Source organism: Streptomyces scabichelini (assembly GCF_011045015.1).
GTDB classification, from domain to species: domain Bacteria; phylum Actinomycetota; class Actinomycetes; order Streptomycetales; family Streptomycetaceae; genus Streptomyces; species Streptomyces scabichelini.
In genome coordinates this window covers 1-22,682 of sequence record NZ_JAAKZY010000169.1, presented here as the reverse complement: position 1 = coordinate 22,682, position 22,682 = coordinate 1, and the positions used below count along the sequence as shown (strand labels likewise).

Here is a 22,682-nt window from a genome sequence, read left to right as displayed (position 1 = left end):
GGCCCCGTCCCCGGCCCCGGACTCGGCCGAGACCGCAGCCGCCCCCTCGCCTACGCCGCCCTCAACCGCCTCCAGGTCCACATAGGGCCGTATTCGCAACGCATCGAAATCCTCCGCCGCAGCCGCCTCCGCGGAGCGGGTCTCCCGGAGTGCGTCTCTCGCCCGCTGGGCGCATTCGCACGACGGCGCACCCCCTGGCTCTCGGGGCACCCCGCATTCCGGACAGACGTGCACGCTCCGGTCACTCACGTGTTGATCCCTCCCCAAACGAACTCCTGTGATTATGCAGACCTCCTCCACACGTTCTCCCTGTTACCCCCGGAATCCCGAACTCCTCGGTGGATTCAACAGGCCATAACCGGTCACACCAACCAGGATGGAAGGACAAGGGGACCCAAGGGACTCTCGCGGCCGGGAGGTCTACATGGCCGAGGATGCGTACGGCACGAACGCAGGCGAGACAGGGCACGGGGACCACACGCGCCCCACCCGCGACCACACGCGCGGCGCCCCCGGTCAGGAGCATCTGCGGGGCGGCGTACTCGTCTCGATCGGCGCCCTTCTGCTGGGCATGCTGCTCGCGGCCCTTGACCAGACGATCGTGTCGACCGCGCTGCCGACCATCGTCAGCGAACTCGGCGGCCTGGACCACCTGTCGTGGGTCGTGACGGCGTATCTGCTCGCCGCCACGGCCGCCACTCCGCTGTGGGGCAAGCTCGGCGACCAGTACGGACGCAAGAAACTGTTCCAGACGGCGATCGTGATCTTCCTGGTCGGCTCCGCGCTGTGCGGAATGGCGCAGAACATGCCCCAGCTGATCGGCTACCGGGCCCTCCAGGGCCTCGGCGGCGGCGGGCTCATGGTGCTGTCGATGGCGATCGTCGGCGATATCGTCTCGCCCCGCGAACGGGGCAAGTACCAGGGGCTGTTCGGTGCCGTCTTCGGTGCGACCAGTGTGCTCGGCCCGCTGCTCGGCGGGCTGTTCACCGAGCATCTGAGCTGGCGCTGGGTCTTCTACATCAATCTTCCCGTCGGAGTGGTCGCGCTCGCCGTCATCGCGACCGTCCTGCGTATCCCGGTCCGCACGCGGAAGCACACGATCGACTACCTCGGTACGTTGCTGATCGCGTCCGTCGCCGCCTCACTCGTCCTCGTCGCCTCGCTCGGCGGCACCACCTGGGGCTGGGGATCGCCGCAGATCATCGGCCTCGCCGTGCTGGCCGTCGCACTGACCGTGGCCTTCGTGTCCGTCGAACGGAAGGCCGCCGAGCCCGTACTCCCGCTGAAACTCTTCGCCATCCGGACCTTCACCCTCTCCGCCGTGATCAGCCTGATCGTGGGCTTCGCGATGTTCGGCGCGATGACGTACCTGCCGACGTTCCTCCAGGTCGTCCAGGGTGTCTCGCCCACCATGTCCGGTGTGCACATGCTGCCGATGGTGGCCGGTCTGCTGCTCTCCTCGACCGTGTCCGGCCAGATCGTCAGCCGTACCGGCCGCTGGAAGGTGTTCCCGATCGCGGGCACGGGCGTGACGACGCTCGGCCTGATCCTGCTCCACCAGCTCGACGAGAACAGCTCCACGGGTGAGATGAGCGCGTACTTCCTCGTGTTCGGCCTCGGTCTCGGCCTGGTCATGCAGGTCCTCGTACTGATCGTGCAGAACGCCGTCTCGTACGAGGATCTCGGCGTCGCCACCTCCGGTGCCACCTTCTTCCGCTCCATCGGCGCCTCGTTCGGCGTCGCCATCTTCGGGACGATCTTCGCGAGCCGCCTCGCCGACAAGCTGACGGCCGCGCTCGGCGGGCAGCCGCTGCCGCCCGGTGTCAGTCCGGACAGCCTCGGGCGCGACCCGCGTGGCATCGCCGAACTCCCGGGCGCGCTGCGCCTGTCGACGGTTCAGGCGTACGCCTCGGCGATCACGGACGTCTTCCTGTACGCGGCTCCCGTCGCCGCTGTCGGCTTCGTCCTGGCCTGGTTCCTGCGCGAGGACAAGCTGCGCGCCTCGGTCACGGCGCCCGACGTCACGGAGACGCTGGCCAGCAATCCGGTGGAGCGCTCGTCGTACGACGAGGTCTGCCGTGCGCTGTCCCTGCTCGGTACGCGCGAGGGACGGCGGGAGATCTACGAGAAGATCACCGCCCGCGCCGGCTACGACCTGCTGCCCGCGGCGAGCTGGCTGCTGCTGCGCATCCGGCACTACGGCTGGGCCGAGCCGGCCGTTCTCGCCGAGCGCAGCGCCGTCCCGCTGAACGTCATCATGGAGGCGGCCCGCCAGGTCGAGGAACGTCGCCTGGCTGTGCGTGAGGGCCTCGACCTCGTCCTCACCGCCCAGGGCCACGAGGTGGCCGAGAAGCTGGCCAGGGCCCGCGAGGAATCCCTCGCCGAGCTGTTGGGCGACTGGTGGACCCCCGACCGCCCCACCGACCTCGTCCAGCTGATCAAGGAACTGAACGCGGAGATGTGCGGCTCCGACGCGGAACGCCCGCATGGCGGAACGGCGGGCAGGCCGGTGGGGCAGGCGGCTCAGGGCGTGTCCTGAGCCGCCGCGAGGCCGGGGGCGGGATCAGTCGGCTCGGCCGTCAGCCCGACCTCGGCTCAGCCGGAGGTCTCGGCGGCGGCCGGATCCATCCACATGACCTCCCAGTGGTGGTTGTCCGGGTCCTGGAAGGAGCGGCCGTACATGAAGCCGTGGTCCTGCGCGTCACTCGCGGGCGAACCCCCGTGCGCGAGGGCGGCGTCGGCGAGCTCGTCGACCCGCGCACGGCTGTCGGCGCCCAGCGACAGGATGACCTCGGTGGTGGTGGAGGCGTCCGCCACGGCCTTCTTCGTGAACTCCGTGAACCGCGCCTCGGCGAGTAACATCACGCGGATCGAGTCGCTGATGACCAGGCAGGCCGCCTGCTCGTCGGAGAACTGGTCGTCGAAGGCGAAACCCAGCCCGCTCCAGAACGCTTTCGTCGTCTCCAGTTTCTTCACCGGCAGGTTGATGTAGATCTGCTGGGACATGGACGTATCACTTGCCTCTCATGCGTCTCTCGTGTGTCTCTTGTGTGTTTCTTGTGGAGAATACGTGTCGGCGGGTGCCGGTCACGGTGAAACGGTCGGGTCGAAGCCCTGCGGTGTCGGTGTCGGTGTGGGGCAGTCGCTGACCCGTGTGGTCAGGTGCTTGGCGAACCAGTGCTCGGCGTACACGTCGTCGTTGTACGCCTCCGTCTCCGCGTACCCGTGCCGGGCGTACAGCGCGCGTGCCTCGACCAGATCCCCGCGGGTGTCGAGGACGATCCGCTCGGCGCCGAGTCCGCGGGCCGCCTCCTCGGCCGCCGCGAGGAGGACGGCACCGCCGCCCTTGCCGCGCAGGTCCTCCCGTACGAAGACCCGCTTGAGCTCGCCCGTGGTCGCGTCGCGCAGACGCACGCCCGCCATGCCGGCCGGATCGCCGCCGTACCGTGCGATCAGCAACGTCCCGGTGGGCGGGGCGAATTCGGCCCCGGTGTCGGCGGCGATCTCACGTTCCAGCTCGGCGGGGTCGGTGGCGTGTCCGCGATGGAGCAGATACCAGCGGTCGCTGACCTCCGTGTAGTACGCGCGCCAGAGGGCCGCCGCGGCGGGGGAGTCGAAGGGCTCGGGGGCGACGGTCCAGGACGTCGCGGTACGCGTGGTCATGGCGGGCATTGTGACGAGGTGTCGTATGCCGTCCGCAAGCCGATTACCTGCGGGCCCGCCCTGACGAGCTTCTTGCCGAACTTGCCGTACTTGACTTGGCGTACTTGCCGTACGGCGGAGTCGTTTGGGTGCCGTCCTGAGGGCAACCCGGCCAGGGAACAGGCCCATTGGGTCGACAACCCGGAAGGTATTCCATGTCCACAGGCGTGATCATCCTTCTCATCGTGGTCGCGGCGGTCATCGTCGTCGGCGCGGTCGCCTGGTTCGTCATGTCCCGCGGAGCGGGCGGCGGCGAGCGGAATCTGCGGCGGCGCTTCGGGCCCGAGTACGACCGGGCCGTCGCCCAGCACGACGGCGACGCCAAGGCCGCCGAACGCGAACTCTCGGACCGTGTGAGGCGGCACGGTTCGCTGCGCAGGCAGCCGCTGGAGCCCGCGGCGCGCGAGCGGTACGAGGCTCGCTGGGCCGCCGCCCAGGAGCGGTTCGTCGACTCGCCGCGGGAGGCCGTGGCCGAGGCGGACCGGCTGCTCGGCGAACTGGCCGGCGCCCGCGGCTACCCGGCCGACGACCGCTACGACGAGCAGCTCGCCGCGCTCTCCGTGCACCACGCACCCCACGTCCATGGCTACCGGCGCATCCACCGGGCCGCGCACGCGCCCGTCGCGGGCGGCGACGAGAGCCGCACCGGTACGGAGGAACTCCGCGAGGCCATGATCGAGGCCCGCGCCCTCTTCGACGACCTGGTGGCACCGGGACGCGAGGACACGGCACGGCGCCGGGCGGACGAAGCGCCCGCCCTCACCCGCTCCGAGCGCCTCGGCGAACGTCTGCACTCACCGTGGGCGTTCAACAGGCGCCATGCGAAGGGGAGTTGAGGAAAATGGCCGACAAGGTCGACAACACTGCCATCGGTGTCTCCGGCGGGCGGCTGATGTCGCACGACGAGGCCGACAAGTGGACGCTGCGGCTTCAGCACGCGGTCACCGGATTCGTCGACGGGCCGCAGGAGTCCCTCGAGGAGGCCGACCAGGTGCTGGAGGAGGTCGCGGCACGCTTCACGGACGCCGTCACCCAGCGCCGCCGCACCCTGCGTACGTCCTGGCAGACCACCGGCGACGAGAAGGCCGACACCGAGCAGCTACGACTAGCCCTGCGCGACTACCGCGAACTTGCGGAACGACTCCTGCGCATGTGAACTCCCCCACCCTCCGTGCCCCGCGCCCCGTAAGGGGCGCGGGGCACGGGGCGCTCAGCCCCAACGAACCCGCAGCCGAGAACACGACCTGTCGGGGGGCTCGGGGGCGCAGCCCCGGTCAGATGACGTTGACGGCGTCGAGGAAGCGGGCGGCCAGCTCGGTGTCGCCGGTGACCGTCACGTCGCTGTCGCGCCACGACGACCGCTCCGTCGGAGGGAGCCAGGCCGCCTGCCTCGTCGAACCACGAGGTCGGTCACCGGCCGGGCGAGGCCGCCCACCGCCCGCACACCCTCGCACCGACCGTCGTGCTCGGCGTCACCGACGAGATGCGCATCGCCCACGAGGAGATCTTCGGCCCCATCCTCCCGGTCTTCCCCTACCGCGACATCGACGAGGCCATCGACCACGTCAACGCACGACCACGACCGCTCGCGCTCTACTACTTCGGCGAGGACGACACGGACCGGCGCAAGGTTCTCGACCGCACGACCTCCGGCAACGTCACCATCAGCGGCACCATCATGCACGTCGGGCAGGACGACCTCCCCTTCGGCGGCGTCGGCGCCAGCGGGATGGGCCAGTACCACGGCATCGAGGGCTTCCGGACACTCAGCCACCCCAAGGGCATCTACGTGCAAGGCCGCTTCAACGCCGTCCGCCTCCTCTATGCCCCCTTCAGCAAGCGCACCGACGCTCTCCTCAACGGAACCCGCGGTTACGAACCGCCCTTCCGGCGGAGCCCTTCGCGCCACTCCCGCACGATCTCCTCCACGTCGTACGGCTTCAGCCCCAGCGGAGGACCCGGCGGCGGCTTGAACATCATCTCGCGGATCTTCGCGTTGATCTCCGTGACGATCTGCCGCACCACGCGCTCCGAAGGAGCCTGTGAGGCGCGGGCCAGCGCGTCCTCCGCCTCCTTGCGCAACGCCAGGGTCGGCGGCAGCACGGACAGGCCTTCGCGGGCCATCTTCTGCTTGATCCACCACAGTTCGTCGTACGACGTGTCGGTGCCGCTCGGCAGCGGCTTGCCTGCACCGGGAAGCTGATCGAACTCCCCGCGCGCCTCCGCCTCGCGGATCTGCTTGTCGACCCAGGACTCGAAGCTGACCCCGGGAGGTTTTCGCTCGGTCATGCGTTTATTGTGCCGGACGGCCTGCGGCCGGGCGATCTATCATTCGGCCGCGGTACGTCGCCGGTGCGTCAAGCGCGCCCCGGTGCACGACCATTGGACTGCGGGAACTGAAGGAGCGCACGTGCTCGAACTCACCATGGCCACGGTGTCCGCGGCGGACGCGGGTGCGACGGCCGGGATGCAGATGGCCGATTCGCCCAGCGAGCCGGGTGCCGTGATGCGGGTGGGGCGGGACCGGGGCTTCTGCCGCCTCGCGACGCCCGACGACTGGCTGTTCGTCTCGCGGGTGCATCTGGAGTTCCTGTGCGGGCCCGACGGGACATGGCAGGTGACGTGGCTGCGGGGCTCGCACGCCGACCCCTCGTCCCAGGTGCGGCTGGTGCTGGTCGGCGGGGTCCCGCAGCCCCTGCCGTACGGGGGGACGGCCAAGCTGCCCCGGGGCGGTTCCGGTGAACTCGTCATCCAGGACCGCACCGGGCCGCGCAGCGTGAACGTGGGCTTCTACCACGAGGCGTGAGGCCGAGTGACGTAAGGCCGAGTGACGTACGGCCGAGTGACGTACGGCCGAGTGAAGTACGGCCAAGTGGGACAGGGCCGAGCGTGGTTCGGTACTACGGCAGTACGCGCGCCAGCGCCAAACCGTCGTACCCCTTCACGCCCACCGTCTGGATCGCCGTGGCGTCCAGCTTCGGGTGGGAGGCGAAGAGTTCGAGGGCCGCGCGCGTGCCTCGTACGTCCGGGGCATCGCTGTCGGCGTCGACGACCGCGCCGCCGCGTACGACGTTGTCGAGGACGATGAGGCTGCCGGGGTGGGTGAGTCTGACGGCCCACTCCACGTAGTGGGGGTTGTTCACCTTGTCCGCGTCGATGAAGACGAGGTCGAAGGGGTCGGGATTCTCGGCGTGCTCGTCGGCCAGTTTCGGCAGGGAGTCCAGGGCGGGGCCCACGCGCACCTCGGTGATCTTGTCGAGGCCGGCCCGGGCGAGGTTGCGGCGGGCCACCTCCGCGTGCCGCTCGGCGTACTCCAGGGTGATCAGGCTGCCGTCCGCCGGAAGGGCACGGGCCAGCCAGATGGTGCTGTAGCCGCCGAGAGTGCCGATCTCCAGGATGCGGCGCGCGCCCTGGATCACGGCGAGAAGATGAAGCAGCTTGCCGTGGGTCGGGGAGACGTTGATGTGCGGCAGGCCGGCGGCGTCGCTGTCGCGCAGCGCGGCGGCCAGGGCGTCGTCGGGTGGGGCGAGGAGAGCGGTGAAGTAGTCGTCCACGTCGTTCCAGAGCCGTGGCTGGGTCATGCACCATGCCTTTCGTCTGTCTAGTTAGAGACGCTAACTAGCTCCGTCGTCGAATATAGCCCTTACTGGTCCTTATTAGCTCCTTACCGCCGGGTCGGCTCGGCGGCTGCGGAGTCGCCTCTCGCGAAGTGGCGCGGCGCGCTGCGGAGCCGATGCCCGCGACCGGTAAGGACGGCCGGGAGGCGAGCCGGCCGGCCTCCTCCGTCGCGGTTCCAAGCGGTGTCGCGCGTTCCGCATGGCTGCGTCATCCGGCGGGACGCCCTTGGCTGCGGTCGCGCCGCGCCTTCTTCCGGACAAAAGATGGAAGGACGTCAGGTAAAGCGGGGGTTGCCTGCGTCTCTCGGCGGGGGGAGTGCGAGCCTCTTAGGGTTCGCACAGTGAAACGAACAGACGTGGCCCACGGGACACGAGGGACGAACGGGGCGGGAGGGCCGACGGCGCGTGGCGAATGCGGAGCACAGCGGGCGACCAGGGGATGCCTTCGCGGCGGGAGCCGCGGAGACGGCGAAGGCACGACTGGCAGTGGTGCGCGCCGGCCTCTGGCTGGTCGCCGCCGTCCTGGCGGTACGGCAGGTCGCCGTCGTTCTGAGCACCCCGAAGGGGGAACGCCTGACGGATCTGGAGACGTGGGTCGGCCCGGGCGGCGTCCTGCATGTGAACGGATCCTTGTACGACTCGACGCGCTTCACGGGCACGCCATTCGGCGGACTCGTCCTCAAACCCCTCACGCGCGCGGCCGAGCAGGCCCTCGGCTGGGGCTGGACCTTCGGCACGCTGCTGCTGGTCGTCGCGCTCGGCCTGATCGCGGCCCGCGCCCTGCCGCAGCCCGTGAGCAGACGCACGGCCCTGCTCGCCGCGCCCGTGGCGATCAGCCTGCTGATGCTGTCGCTGCCCGTGCGCAACACGCTGTATCTCGGCCAGACCAGCATCATCCCGGTGCTGTTGGTGCTGCTCGGCTGCTTCACGGTCCGGGGGGAACGGACCAGCGGACTGCTGATAGGCGTCGCCGCGGCACTCCAGCCGACCGTGCTGCTGTTCGCGCCGCTGCTGTGGTTCACCGGCCGTCGCCGGGCCGCGCTCTCCACCGGCGTCACGTTCGCCGCCTGCACGGCGCTCGCCTGGGCGGCGATGCCGCACGACTCGTACACGTACTGGGTGCACCACCTGGCCGGTGTCGGCCTCGGCCGGCCCGCCGACGACCTCGCCAACCAGTCGCTGCACGGCGCGCTGCTGCGGCTCGGGCTGACCGGGCCGCTGGAGATCGCCCTGTTCCTGCTCCTCGCCGTGGCCGTCGCCGTCCTCGGCCTGCGCCGTGCCGTGCGCTACGCGCGCGACGGGCAACTGCTGCTCGCCGTCGCGCTGACCGGCTGCGTCGCGATCGCGGTGTCGCCCACGACCTGGCAGCACCAGCTGCTGTGGGTGCTGCTCGCGCTGGCCGGCCGGGTCGGCAAGAAGGCGGGAGACCGGTACGTATGGCCGGTCGCCGTCGTGCTGGTGATGACGCTGCCGGCGAAGATGATGCTGCCGAACATCACGGCGGTTCACGCGCTGCGTGACAACGTCGTCCTGCTGGCCGCGGTCGCCGCCGCCTGCGCCGTTCCGTTCCTGTCCCGCACCTCGCCGTACTACCAGGTCCCGATCCCCACGGAGTACGCGCCAGCGGTCCCCACCCGCTGGAAGCGCGTCCCGCTGCTGCCGTTCCTGCGCCGCGTCCTCACCCGCCCGAACCTGCTGCTCGAACTGCTGCTGATCCGCGTCGGATACTCCGCGTACCAGCAGGTCAGGCTTGCCGCGACCGGCGGCAGCAACACGGGGGGCCGGGCGACCGCCGAGGAGCACGGCGAGCAGATACTCGCGATCGAGAAGTTCCTCTTCATCGACATCGAGCACTGGGTCAACCACGCGGTCGTGAAGGTCGACTGGCTCCAGGCCTTCTTCGACTTCTACTACACGTCGTTCCACTTCGTGGTTCCGCTGAGCGTCCTCGGAGTCCTCTACGTCCGCCGCCCCGCCGAGTACCGCTGGGCCCGCTCGGCGCTCGGCTTCGCCACGATCCTCGCGCTGGTCGGCTTCTGGCTCTACCCGCTGGCCCCGCCGCGGCTGATGCCGGGCCTCGGCTACATCGACACCGTGCACGGCGTGCAGGACTTCTCCCAGCCCGACTACGGGACGCTGACCGCTCTCACGAACCAGTACGCGGCGATGCCCTCGCTGCACTTCGGCTGGTCGTTGTGGTGCGGTCTGGTGATCGCGATCCTCGCGCCGAAGTGGTGGATGAAGGGGCTGGGGCTCCTGCATCCCTTCTTCACGGTCTCGGCGATCGTGGCGACCGCCAACCACTGGGTGCTGGACGCGGCGGGCGGCGCGGCCGTCGTCGGCGCCGGCTTCGCGCTGACCTACCTGCTCCAGGGGCCGCGGGTCCGCACGCCCGGCAAGCCCGCGGAGATCAGCATCGCGGAGCCGGACCAGGCGAAGGACCGTACCCCGAGCTGATCCGGAACACGCCCGGTTCGGTCACCGTGAGCCGAGTGAACTCGCCCCGCTTCTCCAGGCAGCCGCCCTCTGCGTACAGCCAGGGCGAGTAGGCGATGCGTACGGTCACCGAGCCGGGCCGCGGCATGCGGACGACGACCTCGGCGCTGGAGGCCCGCACGACGGAGGCGGGCGGCGACACCAGCGGCACCGCGTCGCGCACCCGGAACACCCGCCAGTGCACGTCCTGCCAGACCGGCTCCAGCCACGCGGGCCGGCTCCTGACCAGGCGCGCCTCGTCCTCGGCGAACCCGTCCGGCTTCCCGGCGGGCAGCACGACGAAGCCGACGGCCCATCGGTCCAGCCAGGCGCGGTACGTCGTCTCCGAGAACGTCCCGTCGTAGAAGAGGCGGCCGCGCTCGATGTCCAGCTGCCGGTTCCAGCCGCGGGCCAGGTTCACATGCGGGGCGAGCGCGGTGGCCTCGCGATGGTTGCGGGCCGGGACCACCTCGACCCGGGTGCGCTCGGCGCCGAGCCGGTCCAGGGCCCGGACGACACCGCGCGTGTCGGCGGCCCAGGTGGGCACGCTGGTGGACACCCGCAGGTCGTCGGCGGTCTTCGTGCCCACCCAGGTCACGGAGAGGATCAGCGCCACGGTGAGAGCGAAGCGCCTGTAGCGCGCCCCGTAAGGGGCGCGGGACTGTGACATATGCGGCTCCGCCGCGATGGGGGTCCCCCCGGGTTCGAGCGAAGCCGAGAACTTGGGGGAGCGACCAGCCACGGACGGCCCGCAGCTGTCGAACCGTCCTTCCAGCGGAGCGCTTAGCGCGGCGAGCAGTGCGGCGGGCGCGAACAGTTCGGCGAGCCGCTCCACGTTCGTGCCGATCGGCGAGGGGATGAGATACGTCAGGAGCGTCCCGACCGCGTACACGAGGCCGCCCCACCGCAGCACCCCCCAGCGGCGCGGCGCGAAGGTCAGCAGGACGACACCGAACAGGACGGGCGGCCAGATCCGGGAAGCGGGCATCAACTGCTCCCCGGTGAACGGGAACAGCAGCGTGGTCGCCGCGACCACCACGAACGGCGGCACCAGGAGAGCGGCCGCCCGCCCCCGGTCGCGTACGAGGGCGTAACCGGCACCCGCCACCGCCAGGAACAGTCCGGCCACCGGGCTCGCCATGGTCGCCAGACCGGCGTACGCCACCGCCAGCGGCAGGCGTCTCTCCCGGGTCAGCAGCACACACGCGGCGAGACCGAAGGCGACGCCGAGCGCGAAGGTCGTACGGCCGGACGCGACGTTGCACCACAGCGCGAGCGACGCGAGCAGCGCCGGGCCCAGCGGGCGGCGGATTCCCGTACGGACGAACAGGACCGCGGCCAGCCAGCTCGCGAGCAGCCCGGCGACGACCGTAACCGTGCGCACCCCGAAGGCGGCCATCAAGTACGGCGAGATCAGGCTGTAGTTGGCGGTGTGCATCCCGCCGTACCAGAACAGGCTGTACGCCGAGTCCCCGTGCCGTGACGCGAACTCCGCCCACGCCTCCTGCGCCGCCAGATCCCCGCCGCCGGTGGCGAGAAACGCGAACCACACCACGTACAGCGGAACCGTCGGGAGCGTGGCGAGCAGCGGCACACGGTGCCGCCGCCAGAACCCCTTGACCTGGCGGAACGGCTCCTTCCGCGGACCGGCGGCCGGGTCGTCCTGACGGGCGGGGGACAGCTCGGCGGCAGAGACCACGGTCAGCGTTTCCGTTCGAAGTCTTCGACTGTGTGCTTGCTGTGTCACGGGCGAAGACGTCGTTCTGAACGGAAACGTTCACTGATTTCCGGCCGGAGGGTCGCACAGGTCGAGCTCACGAGCCGTGCAACGACTTACGGCGACTGGGGGTCACCGGAAATACCCCGTGCGCGTGGGAGCCGCACGAGTTCGGTGCCAGGTCAGAGGTCCACGACGAGTCGTGGCGACCGCGCGCGGGACACACAGGCGTACATGCGGCCCGCGGGGGCTCCGATGTCGTCCCGGTGGTCGGGTTCGCCGTCGACGACGGTGAGTTCGCAGCTGCCGCAGACGCCTTCGCGGCATCCGGACGGCACGGGGTGTCCGGAATTGGTCAGGGCGTCCAGAAGCGACTCGTCGGGCGGCACCTGGACCGTCTGTCCCGAGCGGGCGCACACCGCCTCGAACTCCGTGTTGGGGGCGAACGACCTGGGCACCGGGTGGAACCGCTCCGTGTGCAGCCGTTCGGCGGGGAACGCGGCCTGTGCCGCGGCGAGCATCGACGCGGGGCCGCAGCAGTAGACCAGGGCGGCGGGGGAGAGGGCGGAGCCCAGCGCCGCCAGGTCCGGCCTGCCGTCCCGGCGCGTGGCGACGATCCGTATCCGGTCGCCGTACTCGCCGTATTTGCCGTACTCGCTGTCCGAGGAGCGCAGTTCATCGGCGAAGGGCATGGTCTCGACCGACTGGCCCACGTACACGAGTGAGGCCGGGATGCCCGACGCGATCGCCGCGCGCAGCATCGGCAGGATGGCGGTGATGCCGATCCCGCCGGCGAGGAAGAGGTACTCCGGGGCGGGTACGAGCGGGAAGTGGTTCCGTGGCACAGACACGTCGAGTGTGCGGCCCCGGCGCAGGAACCGGTGGACGTACTCCGAACCGCCCCGGCTGAGGCGCTCGTGCCGTATCGCGACGCGGTACGACTCCCGGTCCGCCGGGTCTCCGCACAGCGAGTACTGCCGGGTCAGCCAGTTCGGCAGGGCCAGGTCGATGTGTGCTCCCGGCTCCCAGGGCGCCAGCGGGCCGTCGGCACCGCGCAGGAGGAGGGAGACGACGTCTTCGGCGACCTGGTCGATACGCTCGACAACGGTCTGCTGCTGCATCGGTGATTCACCTTGTGGCCTGGTCACATCTTCACTGTCGGTCTTCATCGTCGATCTTCACCGTCGATCTTCACTGTCAGTAGAGCTTCCGGTAGCTGTCCACGAGGAGGCGCTCGAGTGCCTTCGGGTCGATGTCGAGCCCGAGCTGGTCGGCGACGATCTCGCCGGGCGACGCGATCTCGTCGGCCAGGGCCTGGCTCGCGGGATCCCACAGCCGGGACCGGATCAGTGCGCGGCCACAGTGGAAGTAGGCCTGCGACACATCGACGACGAGCGCCAACTCCGGCTTCTTGGCCTCGGTCTGCATCCGGGCGAGTACATCGGGTTCGTCGGTGGGATACGCGTGACCGTTGACCCGCAACATCTCCCGCATGCCGGGGATGAGGAAGAGCAGCCCGATTCCGTCGTTCTCGGCCAGATTGCGGAACGAGTCGGCGATCTTGTTGCCGGGGCGGTCGGGAATCGCGAGCGTGCGTTCGTCCAGGACCTTCACGAAGCCCGGGTAGTCGCCACGGGGTGAGCAGTCGGCGTGCCCTGCCGCGTCCGCCGTGGCCATGGTCAGGAACGGTGCATGCGCGATGAAGCGTCGGGAGTGCCGGTCGATGTGATCGAGGATCTTGGCCTTGATCATGTCTTCGGGCTCGCCGAGCCGGGCGCGGACCTCGTCCGGCGACACCCGCCGAGGGCGCGTGCTGGCATGCGTCATGAAGGCTCCTTCCGGGGGGTTGAGCGGAGGCGGCGGCGGACGCGCAGGACTGACGCCGATCGCCGTCATCCCCTGCTCCGCCGCAGGTCATGGCACTATTGTGAGCAATTACTCAGGTCTTGGCTACTCGCTTTCGACCAGCCGCACAGGAGGTGCCATGACGTCGGGCCATCGCGGACTTCAGCCACGTAAACAGCCACGCCAGGTCCGAGCCGAACTCACGAGGCAGCGCATCCTCACGGCCGCTGCTCACGTTTTCGCCGAGTACGGGTATGCCGCAGGGACCACCAACCGGATCGCCGAGCGGGCCAGGATCTCGATCGGCTCGCTGTATCAGTACTACCCGAACAAGGACGCGATCCTGGTGGAGCTGGTGACCCGGCACCTCGACGCGGGGATGGCCGCCAGGAGGCGCCGCCGGGACGAAGGACCCCACGAGCCCTATGAGCCCCACGAGTCCCATGCGTCCCTTGAGGAGATCATCCGCGACCTCGTACGCACCTCGATCGAGAGCCACCTGGACGACCCCCAGCTCCTGCGCGTGATGTTCGAACAGGCGCCCCGGGCCCCCGAGTTGCTGGAGAAGATGACCCAGTACGAGCAGGCGCGGGTCACATACGTCCGTGAGTTGCTCGAGCACCATCCGGAGGTACGGGTCGACGACACGTCCGTCGCCGCCCGGCTCGTCGTCACCACGGCCGAACTCGCCGTCCACCAACTCATCGCCGCGCCCGACCCCGTCGACACCGCCCGGCTGGAGAACGAACTCGTCGCCATGCTCACGCGCTACCTCACGGCCGCGCCGGGCGAGTGTGACCGCGCTTCTGGTTCAGGGGATCACGAAGGCGACGAGAACCTTGATCTCTGATCATCCCGTTTCGTTCACCTTCGTGCTTCGGACGTACTTCGGACGGCGCTTTTCGGCCGATGCCGGATCGTGGGCATCCTTAATGGCGAAGGCTGTTGCTGCTGGTCCCGGCGCCCTCTACCTTCCCTGTGTCCGAGCCGGGCGGGCCGCACCCGCCCTGGACACGGGCATTCGGGTCTTACGGGGGAACGGGGGGCGGAATGTGCCTGCACAACCTCAATGCGGTGGTCGACCGGCTGGTTCCGCCGATGATGCACATGCCGCTCGGTGGCGGGGACTGGCAGCGGTCGGCCTTTCCTGACGGCGACCCGGTCATCGAGATCGTCGGCGGCCGTGCCACCGGAAAGACCGCTCTTCTCCAGGCACTTCGGGCGGGCTACGGCTCGCTGGTGCCGACCGCGTTCATCGAGCTCGACCAGAGCCCGTACTCCGCCCCGGATCCGGAGGACCGGGAACTCCTCGACACGGCGATCTCCTCGCCGGTGACCAACATCCTCTTCACCCTCAGGCACGAGCTGGAAGACGTGCCCACCGATTACAGGCCCAAGCCGAAGTTCTTGCGGCTCTCGCCGGCCCTGCTGGTGATCAGCGCCTGGCGGCCCGACGCCCCGGAGCAGGTGCGGCCCGGTGATCGCGAGGAGGCCGAGAACGAACTGCGCGATCTCCTTGGGCAGCAGCACGCTCCCGCGGCGGCCCGCAGCGAAGCCGTCCGCAAGTGGCAGACAGCGGTGTCCGGTGTCATCGGCGGCCTGCTGCCCCAGGTGCCCGGCCTTGCCGGGGTGCTCGACGCCGCACTGGAAACCCTCACCGAGGGCAGGGAAGGCCGTGCCCCGCTCTCCTGGTGGCGGGACCGCCTCGGCCGGGACGACCCGGTCAAGGGCCTGTTCGGGCTTGTCCGCAAGTTCCGGCAGGGGGACGCCGACCGGGCGGAGGTCGAGTCCCATCTGATCGGTGCGCTGCTCGCGGACATCGCCGACGCGTACGGCTCCTGGGCCCGCCGGACCGCCCACCCGCCGCTGATCCTGCTCGACGACGTGGACGCGGCGCTCGGAGAACGCTTTCTCGAGCCCTTCGTCGAGCAGTACGGACAGCATGAGGAGCGGCGCCGCTGGTCGGGCCGTCCGATGCGCCCCGTGGTGATCGCCACGTCCCGGGAGCGCGGCGCCGCCGCTGACGACAACAACGGCGCCGAAGACAACAACAACGGTGGCGACAACAGCAACGGTGGCGGCGGTACCCGCGACAGCGCGCTGAAGCCCGTCACACAGCCGGCGCCCTGGAACAAGCGGGAGCTGTGCCCGCCGGCCACCTGGCTGCTGCGCCTGCGCATCCCCGCTGTCACGGCCGACGAGATCCGCGACATGCTGGAGGACTGCCCCTGTCCGCCGGGCCTGCCCCAGGTCATCGCCCGGCTCAGTGGCGGACGGACCGGCAACGCCCTGCTCCTCGTCGAGGCGGCCCGCCAACGGCTGCGCGAGGGCGGTGAGTTCGACACACTGGACCTCCTCGCGCTGCCCGTACGGGCGCAAGGGGACCGGCCCGTCGCCGACCTGCTGCTCGAACAGCTGCTGCCGGACGCCACCGTGCGCGAGCAGCTGCTCGATCTGGCGCCCGCCCTGGACGAGGCAGCGGCCGCTTCCCTCGCGCACCGCCTGCCGACCCGGCCGGAGGGCACGGCCGCCTCGCTGCATGTGCACCAGCTGGTCGCCGACGCGCTGTCCCGGGTGCTGTGGAACGAGTGTCCGTGGCCCGCCGTGGACGGCCCGGCGCCGCTGATCACCGACCGTGGGCTGCGCACCGTACTGCTGCACACGCTGCGCGAGGAGCCGGACGGTCAGCGCTGGTCGATGCACCACCGGCGGCTGGCCGACCACTACAACCAGCGGGACCTGCCCGCCGATTCGGTGGCACACGAGCTGCGCCATCTGCACCATGCCCTGGCCCTGGGCCAGTTGGACACCTTGGTGGTACGGGCCCTGCACCGCCGCTATCTCGACGACGAGCCGGACACCTGGCTGCGCACGGTGAACTTCCTCGCCGCCGCACCACGCCCACGCGGCGGCTTCCCGTCCTACGGGGCGAACCAGACCCAGCAGCAGGACCATCCGGACGCGCCCGGCGCCCCGCCGCCGTGCCCGGCGTGCGCGCACGACGGGGCGCCCAAGGTGCACAGCGCGATCCGCCAGGTCCTGACGACGGTATGGCGGCTCTCGGATCCCTCCGCGCAGAAGCCCGTGAAGCACGGGGATCCGGCCCTCGTACAGCTCAAGTCGGGCCTGATGACGCTCAGTGCGGACTATGAGGCGCGGGAGCACCTGGATGCGGGGGAGCGCTGGACGCACCACGCCTATGTCGGCGCGCTCGCCAAGGACGGCTGGATCGACGCGTTTCTCGAGGGGCGGCAGGCCCCTGAGCTCCCGGTTTCCTGAGGAGGTTGTCGACGGTGAAGTGGTTATCGGACCTGTGGCGATGGCACCGGCGCAAGGCGCCGCTCATCCAGCTGCTGCACTACGCCCTGGTCCTCGCCCTGATCGTCCCGCCCTCCGTCTACGTCATCATCAGCATCTTCGACACCTCGTGTGCGGAGGGCGTGGAGCAACGGGACGGCGACAGTGAGTGCACCGGAGTCACGGACGGCTCCTTCGCGTACTTCGACGACCTCGAGCCGGTCTTCGACCGGATCAAGGAGGAGAACCAGAGGGTCGAGAAGGGCGACAAGGACTACGCGACGATCGCCCTGATGGTCCCGATGCCGGAGGAGGACAACAAGGTTGAGAAGACGCGGGTGCTGCGGGATGTGCAGGGTTCGTATCTCGCCCAGTACCGGGCCAACCGTGAGGGCGACAACATCCCGATCCGGCTCGTGCTCGCCAACCCCGGCCCCGACAACAAGCACGGCAAGGAGGTCGCCGACCAGCTGGTGGCGATGGCGGACAGCGAGCACCGGCTGCGCGGTGTCTTCGGCTTCAACCGAAGTGTCGACTCGACGTTGGACACCATCAAGTATCTGACCGGGAAGAAGATACCCGTCGTCGGCGGGCCGATCACCTCCGACAAGATAGACCCCGCGAAGCTGCCGGGCCTGGCGAAGGTCGTCCCGTCCAGCCTGGACCAGGCGGAGGCCCTCACCAACTATCTGAAGGTGGAGCCGCAGGACACCTTCCTCGTGGAGGACACCAGGCCGGGCGACCTCTACGCCGAGTCGGTGCGGGACGCCTTCCGTGCACAGACCACGGAGAACAAGGGAGCGAAGACTCCGTACCTCCCGGAACAGTTCAATTCGGAGAACGTGATCCCCAAGGACTTCAAGGACATGGTGAACAATCTCTGTGTCTCCCGGGCCACCACGGTGTATTTCTCCGGCCGGGTGCCCGAACTGGCCGAGTTCGTCAAGGCCCTGGGCGGCCGCGGCTGCACCGACAAGCACTACACGGTGGTCACCCTGTCCGGTGGCTCCCTGCTCGCGCTCGACCCGAGGATGGAGCAGGCCTGGGCCGCGTTCAAGCTCGGCAAGGGGATCGAGGTCAAGTACGCGACGGTCACCCACGCGCAGGCGTGGACGGCCAACAACCCACCGAAGACCGGCGGTTCGGCCGCGGACTTCCTCGCGCTCAGGAAACTGGTCACCGACCCGTCAGAGCGCAAGAAGGTCGGCGACATCGGCCCCACCGACCTCGCGGACGGCCAGGTGATCACGTTGCACGACGCCGCACGGACCATGATCGAGGGCATTCGCAACCGCCAGCAGGCCGGGAAGGGTGTGCCGGAGCTGGAGGACGTACGCGAGGCATGGCGGCGTCTGCACGGCAGTTCCAAGGTCAGGGGCGCAAGCGGCTGGATCTGTCTGGACAACGACGCCAACGCCTACAACAAGGCGGTCGCGATCGTCCGTCTCGACCCGGCCCCGAAGCAGCACATCAAGTTCGAGAAGCTCGCCTGGCCGAAGGGCAGGCCGCCCACGGAAGAGTGCCGGGCCGAGACGGACTGAGCGACCAGGTCACCGGCATCACCGGCATCACCGGCATGTCGCCGTCTCCGTGGACGCGGTGGCAGGAGGCGGGGGCGGAGCGTAGGGGGATGCCCCCGCCTCCTGATCTGCGGGACCCGGCGAAGGGTCCGGTGGGTCAACTGGTGCTGACCTGGAGTTCCTTGACGCCGTTGATCCAGGCCGAGCGGAGGCGGCGCGGATCGCCCACCAGGCGCAGACCCGGCATCGCGTCGGCGATCGCGTTGAAGATGAGGTCGATCTCCAGGGTCGCGAGGGACTTGCCGAGGCAGTAGTGCGGGCCGCCGCCTCCGAAGCCGAGGTGGGGGTTCGGGTCGCGGGTGATGTCGAAGACCTCCGGGGAGTCGAAGACGGCGGGGTCGTTGTTCGCGGAGGAGTAGAAGAGGCCTACGCGGTCGCCCTTCTTGATCTGTGCGCCGCCGAGTTCGGTGTCCTGGGTCGCCGTGCGCTGGAAGGAGACGATGGGCGACGCCCAGCGCACGATCTCCTCGGCCGTCGTGGAAGGGCGCTCCCTCTTGTAGAGGTCCCACTGGTCGGGGTGGGTGAGGAACGCGTGCATGCCGTGCGTGGTCGCGTTACGGGTCGTCTCGTTGCCGGCGACCGCCAGCATGAGTACGAAGAAGCCGAACTCGTCCGAGGTGAGGTTGCCCTCGTCCTCCGCCGCCACCAGCTGCGTGACGATGTCCTTCGCGGGGCACTGTTTGCGGTCGGCGGCCATGTTCATGGCGTACGAGATGAGTTCGGTGGCCGACTCCTGGCCGACCTCCTCGGTGATCGCGAACTCCGGGTCGTCGTACGAGATCATCTTGTTGGACCAGTCGAAGATCTTGCGGCGGTCCTCCTGAGGGATGCCGATGAGCTCGGCTATCGCCTGGAGGGGCAGTTCGGAGGCGACCTGGGTGACGAAGTCGAACGAGCCGGTCTGCGCGACGGCCTCCTGGACGATCGAGCGGGCGCGGCGCCGCAGGGTGTCCTCCAGGGCGCGGATGGCACGCGGCGTGAAGCCGCGCTGCACGATGCCGCGGACCCGGGTGTGTTCAGGCGGGTCCATGTTGAGCAGGATCAGCCGCTGCACGTCGATGGCGTCGCGCGGGATGTGCTCGTTGAAGCGGATGATCGCGGTGTTGAGGTAGGAGGAGAAGAGCTCGGGGTGTGTGGAGACGTACTTGACGTCGGCGTGCCGGGTGACGGCCCAGTAGCCCTCGTCCTCGAAGCCGGCGATGCCGGGCTGCTGGGGGATCCAGTGGACCGGTTCGGCCTGGCGCAGCTCGGCGAACTCCGGGAGGGGCACGCGGTGGTGCAGCAGATCGGGGTCGGTGAAGTCGAACCCGTCGGGCAGCGCTGGACAGGGCATGGGCAACTCCAGGTCTCGCACCTGTTTTCTGACGGTCCATCAGGAACCGGGAATTGCCGTGAAGGTAGTAACGGGTTCTATAAGTAGCAAGAGGTACGGCGCCTCGAATTCCGTGCAGGCTTCGTGCAGATCACGACTTCGGAGGCTGCAAGCCCCTTGCGGAGGGGGGTGACTCGTCAGCAGACTGCAAGCAGAACTAGAACGCGTACTAGTTCTGCGTGGCGGGTGGGCCGGGACGCCCGCGCCGCGCGGGTGACCCGAGGAGAGGAACTCCCCATGGCCGCGGAACCCGTGATCGTCGAAGCCGTACGCACTCCCATCGGCAAACGCGGCGGCGCGCTCGCCAATCTGCATCCCGCCTATCTCCTGGGCGAGACCTACCGTGAACTCCTGGGCCGTACCGGCATCCCCGCCGACTGTGTCGAGCAGATCGTCGGCGGCACGGTGACGCACGCCGGCGAGCAGTCCATGAACCCCGCGCGCACGGCCTGGCTGACCATGGGCCTGCCCTACGAGACCGCGGCGACGACCGTGGACTGCCAGTGCGGGTCCTCGCAGCAGGCCTCGCACATGGTCGCCAACATGGTCGCGGCGGGAGTGATCGATGTCGGGATCAGCTGTGGCGTCGAGGCGATGTCGCGCGTGCCGCTGGGATCCGGGTCCAGGCACGGGCCGGGAAAGCCGTTCCCGGACGAGTGGAACGTCGACCTGCCGAACCAGTTCGAGGCGGCGGAGCGTATCGCGCGCAACCGCGGACTGACCCGCGAGAACGTCGACTCCCTCGGGCTCATCTCCCAGGAGCGGGCTGCGATCGCCTGGTCCGAGGAGCGCTTCAAGCGCGAGACGTTCGCGGTCCAGGTGCCCACCACGGAGGACGAGCAGCGGGCCGGACAGGGCATGTGGCGCCTCGTCGACCGTGACGAGGGACTGCGCGACACCTCGATGGAGGCGCTGGCGAATCTGAAGCCGGTCATGCCGACGGCCGTGCATACGGCGGGCAACTCGTCGCAGATCTCGGACGGTGCGGCGGCGATCATGTGGGCGTCGAAGCGGATGGCGCGGGCGCTGAAACTCCGGCCGCGGGCGCGGATCGTCGCCCAGGCGCTGGTCGGCGCCGACCCGCACTTCCACCTGGACGGGCCGATCGACGCCACGCGGGCCGTGCTGGGCAAGGCGGGCATGACCCTGAAGGACATCGACATCGTCGAGATCAACGAGGCCTTCGCGTCAGTGGTGTTGAGCTGGACGCAGGTCTTCGAGCGGGACCTGGAGAAGGTGAACGTGAACGGCGGCGCGATCGCCCTCGGTCACCCGGTGGGCGCCACGGGCGCGCGGCTCATCACGACCGCGTTGCATGAACTGGAGCGCAGGGACAAGGAGTTCGCGCTGGTGACGATGTGCGCGGGTGGGGCGCTGTCCACCGGGACGATCATTCAGCGGCTGTAGTCGCCGTCCAGAGTCGTCCAGGGTCGTCCAGTCGACGAAGGTGGTGAACGCGGCGGGGTCCAAGGGGAGATGGGGCCCCGCCGGGTTCCTTGAGTCGCGTAGCGCGCACTCCACGCAGTCGCCGCCCTGATCGCTGCTGTCCCGTTGGCCGAGGCCCCGGACAGCATGGCGATCGTCGCGGCGGACCCGGAGACAGGTGCGTACACACAGCACTACTTCGACTCGCGGGGCGTCATACGGGTGTACGCGATGACCTTTGCCGACGGGGTGTGGCGGCTGCTGCGGGAGACGCCGGACTTCGACTTCACCTGCCGCAGGAGCCACGGCGGCCGCGCCTGGACCGCCGCCGACGTGGACGAGGCCTCCGGCCCGACGCTGTACCGCGCGGTGGCCGACGAACACTCGATCCTGGCCAAGGACGGCCGAAAAAGGTGAACGCAATGGTCCGCCTGGGCTGGACGGGTGGATTCTCGTCGCAGCCTTCATCCTTTTCTGGGCATGGGCGACTCGCCTCATGAGGCGCATGAAGAAGGGGCAGCCGTAGGCAGGAGAACTTCCCCTCGGCGCCATGCCGCCGTACACCGCCACACCCCGACTTGCCTTCTGGGAAAGTCGGAGGGTAGCTTTCCCGGCAGGAAAGTAAAGCGGGGCGGCACTTCAAGTGCAGTGCCTGCCTGTCCTGAATCGTCATGGGGAGGGCGATGGCCGTGAGCACATCGATCGATGCCGAACAGGCATGGAAAGATCTTCAGCGCATCCGGGTGCCGCAGGAGCGGGTGTACGACGAGATCGAGCGGTGCGCATTCAGTAGCCCCGGCGCACCGTATGCCACGGCCGCGATCATGTGGGTCTTCCTGGCCAGCCTGGGCCTGGACCCGCCCCAGTGGGGCTTCTGGCTGATCCTCGCCGCGTACGTCGCGCTGCTGAGCGTGATTGCCGTGATCTACAGCCGCAGGAGCCGGATGCAACTACACCGCTCCCGCTACAACTGGCGGGTGTCCGCCACGTTCGTCGCGGGCGGAGTGGCGACCGGCGGGACGGTTCTGCTGTCCGGCCGCCTGGTCGAGTCACTGGAGCCGATGGTCGGCAGTCCGATCCAGGCCACGGCCGCGACGGTCGTGTTCCTGCTGTTCACCGGGCCGGCGAGCCGCTGGGCGGCCGGCTCGTTGCGCGGCCGCGGCGGACGCTCGTCGGCCCGCGAGAGGGCGGGCCGATGAGCACCCCCACCGGCTTCGACGAACTCATCCATCCCGCCACCCGGCTGTCGGTGGTCGCGCTGCTCGCCACCACCGAATGGGCGGACTTCGCGTTCATCCGCGACAGTCTCTCGCTCAGCGACTCCGCGCTCTCCAAGCAGCTGCACACCCTGGAAGAGGCCGGATACCTGGAAATCCACAAGGAGGGCGGTGGCCGCAGACGGCGTACGAAGGTACGGCTGACGGACCGTGGCCGCACCGCCTTCGAGGGGCATGTGGCGGCGCTCCGGGCGATCGTCGAGGGCGCCGGACCCACGGCGGCGGCGACCGACCCGGCAGCGGCAGTGGATGACGTTCCCGCGACGGCCGCAACCGGGGCGGCACAAGAGCAGCAGCACCCCGCGGAGGCAGGACGATGACCAAGCTCAAGCACACACCGTTACAACTCGCACCGCCCACCACGCCCCCCGAGCC

General features: G+C 69.5%; 20 protein-coding genes and 2 pseudogenes. 13 read left to right on the top strand and 9 right to left on the bottom strand.

Annotation, left to right across the window (positions count from 1 at the left end; translation table 11 throughout):
* Positions 1–424: 424 nt before the first annotated feature.
* Positions 425–2,539, top strand: coding sequence for an MDR family MFS transporter (locus G5C60_RS37185; RefSeq protein ID WP_165266178.1), 2,115 nt, complete (start codon positions 425–427; stop codon positions 2,537–2,539).
* Positions 2,540–2,595: 56 nt separating this feature from the next.
* Here G5C60_RS37185 and G5C60_RS37180 read toward each other — a convergent pair whose 3' ends face one another.
* Positions 2,596–3,006, bottom strand: a complete 411-nt coding sequence (locus tag G5C60_RS37180; protein ID WP_165266176.1) for a VOC family protein — start codon at positions 3,004–3,006, stop codon at positions 2,596–2,598.
* A gap of 81 nt (positions 3,007–3,087) precedes the next feature.
* Positions 3,088–3,663: a GNAT family N-acetyltransferase gene (locus G5C60_RS37175; RefSeq protein ID WP_165266174.1), complete on the bottom strand. Its 576-nt coding sequence runs from the start codon at positions 3,661–3,663 to the stop codon at positions 3,088–3,090.
* A 194-nt stretch (positions 3,664–3,857) separates the two neighbouring features.
* Here G5C60_RS37175 and G5C60_RS37170 point away from each other — a divergent pair, with 194 nt between their 5' ends.
* From G5C60_RS37170 to G5C60_RS54355, 3 genes and pseudogenes are all read left to right on the top strand, one after another.
* A complete protein-coding gene (locus G5C60_RS37170) occupies positions 3,858–4,538 on the top strand; it encodes a hypothetical protein (RefSeq protein ID WP_165266173.1) in 681 nt (226 codons plus the stop codon).
* A 5-nt stretch (positions 4,539–4,543) separates the two neighbouring features.
* Positions 4,544–4,858 carry a hypothetical protein gene (locus tag G5C60_RS37165; RefSeq protein WP_206440445.1) on the top strand — a complete coding sequence of 105 codons (315 nt, stop codon included), beginning with the start codon at positions 4,544–4,546 and terminating at the stop codon, positions 4,856–4,858.
* 306 nt (positions 4,859–5,164) lie between these two features.
* Positions 5,165–5,422, top strand: a pseudogene (locus G5C60_RS54355) (aldehyde dehydrogenase family protein); the annotation flags it as partial.
* A gap of 152 nt (positions 5,423–5,574) precedes the next feature.
* Here the strand turns inward: G5C60_RS54355 and G5C60_RS37155 are convergent.
* Positions 5,575–5,991, bottom strand: coding sequence for a DnaJ family domain-containing protein (locus G5C60_RS37155; RefSeq protein ID WP_165266169.1), 417 nt, complete (start codon positions 5,989–5,991; stop codon positions 5,575–5,577).
* A gap of 121 nt (positions 5,992–6,112) precedes the next feature.
* On the opposite strand from G5C60_RS37155, the gene G5C60_RS37150 reads away from it, so the two are divergent.
* Positions 6,113–6,508 carry a hypothetical protein gene (locus G5C60_RS37150; RefSeq protein WP_165266167.1) on the top strand — a complete coding sequence of 132 codons (396 nt, stop codon included), beginning with the start codon at positions 6,113–6,115 and terminating at the stop codon, positions 6,506–6,508.
* A 94-nt stretch (positions 6,509–6,602) separates the two neighbouring features.
* Here the strand turns inward: G5C60_RS37150 and G5C60_RS37145 are convergent, their stop codons facing one another.
* Complete coding sequence (locus tag G5C60_RS37145; protein WP_165266165.1) at positions 6,603–7,283, bottom strand: O-methyltransferase; 681 nt, start codon at positions 7,281–7,283, stop codon at positions 6,603–6,605.
* A gap of 441 nt (positions 7,284–7,724) precedes the next feature.
* Here G5C60_RS37145 and G5C60_RS37140 point away from each other — a divergent pair, with 441 nt between their 5' ends.
* Positions 7,725–9,776 (top strand): phosphatase PAP2 family protein, encoded by a 2,052-nt coding sequence (locus G5C60_RS37140; protein ID WP_165266163.1) that lies wholly within the window; start codon positions 7,725–7,727, stop codon positions 9,774–9,776.
* Here the strand turns inward: G5C60_RS37140 and G5C60_RS37135 are convergent.
* The 3 genes from G5C60_RS37135 to G5C60_RS37125 all read right to left on the bottom strand — a co-directional run bounded on the left by G5C60_RS37135 (position 9,730) and on the right by G5C60_RS37125 (position 13,338).
* Positions 9,730–11,499 (bottom strand): hypothetical protein, encoded by a 1,770-nt coding sequence (locus tag G5C60_RS37135; RefSeq protein WP_420907448.1) that lies wholly within the window; start codon positions 11,497–11,499, stop codon positions 9,730–9,732. The two genes, G5C60_RS37140 and G5C60_RS37135, sit on opposite strands and share 47 nt — an antisense overlap.
* Before the next feature lie 194 nt (positions 11,500–11,693).
* Positions 11,694–12,632, bottom strand: a complete 939-nt coding sequence (locus G5C60_RS37130) for a PDR/VanB family oxidoreductase (protein WP_165266159.1) — start codon at positions 12,630–12,632, stop codon at positions 11,694–11,696.
* A gap of 76 nt (positions 12,633–12,708) precedes the next feature.
* Positions 12,709–13,338 (bottom strand): MSMEG_1061 family FMN-dependent PPOX-type flavoprotein, encoded by a 630-nt coding sequence (locus G5C60_RS37125; protein WP_165266157.1) that lies wholly within the window; start codon positions 13,336–13,338, stop codon positions 12,709–12,711.
* 157 nt (positions 13,339–13,495) lie between these two features.
* On the opposite strand from G5C60_RS37125, the gene G5C60_RS37120 reads away from it, so the two are divergent.
* The 3 genes from G5C60_RS37120 (at position 13,496) to G5C60_RS37110 (ending at position 18,194) form a co-directional block, all read left to right on the top strand.
* Positions 13,496–14,206: a TetR/AcrR family transcriptional regulator gene (locus G5C60_RS37120; RefSeq protein WP_165266155.1), complete on the top strand. Its 711-nt coding sequence runs from the start codon at positions 13,496–13,498 to the stop codon at positions 14,204–14,206.
* A 200-nt stretch (positions 14,207–14,406) separates the two neighbouring features.
* Entirely contained in the window at positions 14,407–16,635 is a 2,229-nt protein-coding gene (locus G5C60_RS37115; protein ID WP_165266152.1) for a hypothetical protein, read from the top strand.
* A 14-nt stretch (positions 16,636–16,649) separates the two neighbouring features.
* Positions 16,650–18,194, top strand: coding sequence for an ABC transporter substrate-binding protein (locus tag G5C60_RS37110; RefSeq protein WP_165266150.1), 1,545 nt, complete (start codon positions 16,650–16,652; stop codon positions 18,192–18,194).
* Between the two features lie 136 nt (positions 18,195–18,330).
* On the opposite strand, the gene G5C60_RS37105 is transcribed toward G5C60_RS37110, so the two are convergent.
* Positions 18,331–19,566 carry a cytochrome P450 gene (locus G5C60_RS37105; RefSeq protein ID WP_165266148.1) on the bottom strand — a complete coding sequence of 412 codons (1,236 nt, stop codon included), beginning with the start codon at positions 19,564–19,566 and terminating at the stop codon, positions 18,331–18,333.
* Between the two features lie 276 nt (positions 19,567–19,842).
* On the opposite strand from G5C60_RS37105, the gene G5C60_RS37100 reads away from it, so the two are divergent.
* Complete coding sequence (locus G5C60_RS37100; RefSeq protein WP_165266146.1) at positions 19,843–21,012, top strand: steroid 3-ketoacyl-CoA thiolase; 1,170 nt, start codon at positions 19,843–19,845, stop codon at positions 21,010–21,012.
* Between the two features lie 42 nt (positions 21,013–21,054).
* Here the strand turns inward: G5C60_RS37100 and G5C60_RS53350 are convergent.
* A pseudogene (locus G5C60_RS53350) lies at positions 21,055–21,225 on the bottom strand (DUF397 domain-containing protein); the annotation flags it as partial.
* Here G5C60_RS53350 and G5C60_RS52580 point away from each other — a divergent pair.
* The 3 genes from G5C60_RS52580 to G5C60_RS37080 all read left to right on the top strand — a co-directional run bounded on the left by G5C60_RS52580 (position 21,157) and on the right by G5C60_RS37080 (position 22,627).
* The gene (locus tag G5C60_RS52580) at positions 21,157–21,447 is read left to right on the top strand and encodes a hypothetical protein (protein ID WP_165266142.1); all 291 of its coding nucleotides are present in this window, start codon (positions 21,157–21,159) and stop codon (positions 21,445–21,447) included. The pseudogene G5C60_RS53350 and the gene G5C60_RS52580 sit on opposite strands and share 69 nt — an antisense overlap.
* 266 nt (positions 21,448–21,713) lie before the next feature.
* Positions 21,714–22,229 (top strand): hypothetical protein, encoded by a 516-nt coding sequence (locus tag G5C60_RS37085; protein ID WP_206440444.1) that lies wholly within the window; start codon positions 21,714–21,716, stop codon positions 22,227–22,229.
* On the top strand, positions 22,226–22,627 hold the full coding sequence (locus tag G5C60_RS37080; RefSeq protein ID WP_165266144.1) for a transcriptional regulator: 402 nt from the start codon (positions 22,226–22,228) through the stop codon (positions 22,625–22,627). Before G5C60_RS37085 ends, G5C60_RS37080 begins: the two co-directional genes overlap by 4 nt.
* Positions 22,628–22,682: the final 55 nt, after the last annotated feature.

Coding starts and splice junctions, on each gene's coding strand:
- G5C60_RS37185 (WP_165266178.1), top strand. CDS start 425: ATGGCCGAGGATGCGTACGGCACGAACGCAGGCGAGACAGGGCACGGG.
- G5C60_RS37180 (WP_165266176.1), bottom strand. CDS start 3,006: ATGTCCCAGCAGATCTACATCAACCTGCCGGTGAAGAAACTGGAGACG.
- G5C60_RS37175 (WP_165266174.1), bottom strand. CDS start 3,663: ATGACCACGCGTACCGCGACGTCCTGGACCGTCGCCCCCGAGCCCTTC.
- G5C60_RS37170 (WP_165266173.1), top strand. CDS start 3,858: ATGTCCACAGGCGTGATCATCCTTCTCATCGTGGTCGCGGCGGTCATC.
- G5C60_RS37165 (WP_206440445.1), top strand. CDS start 4,544: ATGGCCGACAAGGTCGACAACACTGCCATCGGTGTCTCCGGCGGGCGG.
- G5C60_RS37155 (WP_165266169.1), bottom strand. CDS start 5,991: ATGACCGAGCGAAAACCTCCCGGGGTCAGCTTCGAGTCCTGGGTCGAC.
- G5C60_RS37145 (WP_165266165.1), bottom strand. CDS start 7,283: ATGACCCAGCCACGGCTCTGGAACGACGTGGACGACTACTTCACCGCT.
- G5C60_RS37130 (WP_165266159.1), bottom strand. CDS start 12,632: ATGCAGCAGCAGACCGTTGTCGAGCGTATCGACCAGGTCGCCGAAGAC.
- G5C60_RS37125 (WP_165266157.1), bottom strand. CDS start 13,338: ATGACGCATGCCAGCACGCGCCCTCGGCGGGTGTCGCCGGACGAGGTC.
- G5C60_RS37120 (WP_165266155.1), top strand. CDS start 13,496: ATGACGTCGGGCCATCGCGGACTTCAGCCACGTAAACAGCCACGCCAG.
- G5C60_RS37115 (WP_165266152.1), top strand. CDS start 14,407: ATGTGCCTGCACAACCTCAATGCGGTGGTCGACCGGCTGGTTCCGCCG.
- G5C60_RS37105 (WP_165266148.1), bottom strand. CDS start 19,566: ATGCCCTGTCCAGCGCTGCCCGACGGGTTCGACTTCACCGACCCCGAT.
- G5C60_RS37100 (WP_165266146.1), top strand. CDS start 19,843: ATGGCCGCGGAACCCGTGATCGTCGAAGCCGTACGCACTCCCATCGGC.
- G5C60_RS37085 (WP_206440444.1), top strand. CDS start 21,714: ATGGCCGTGAGCACATCGATCGATGCCGAACAGGCATGGAAAGATCTT.
- G5C60_RS37080 (WP_165266144.1), top strand. CDS start 22,226: ATGAGCACCCCCACCGGCTTCGACGAACTCATCCATCCCGCCACCCGG.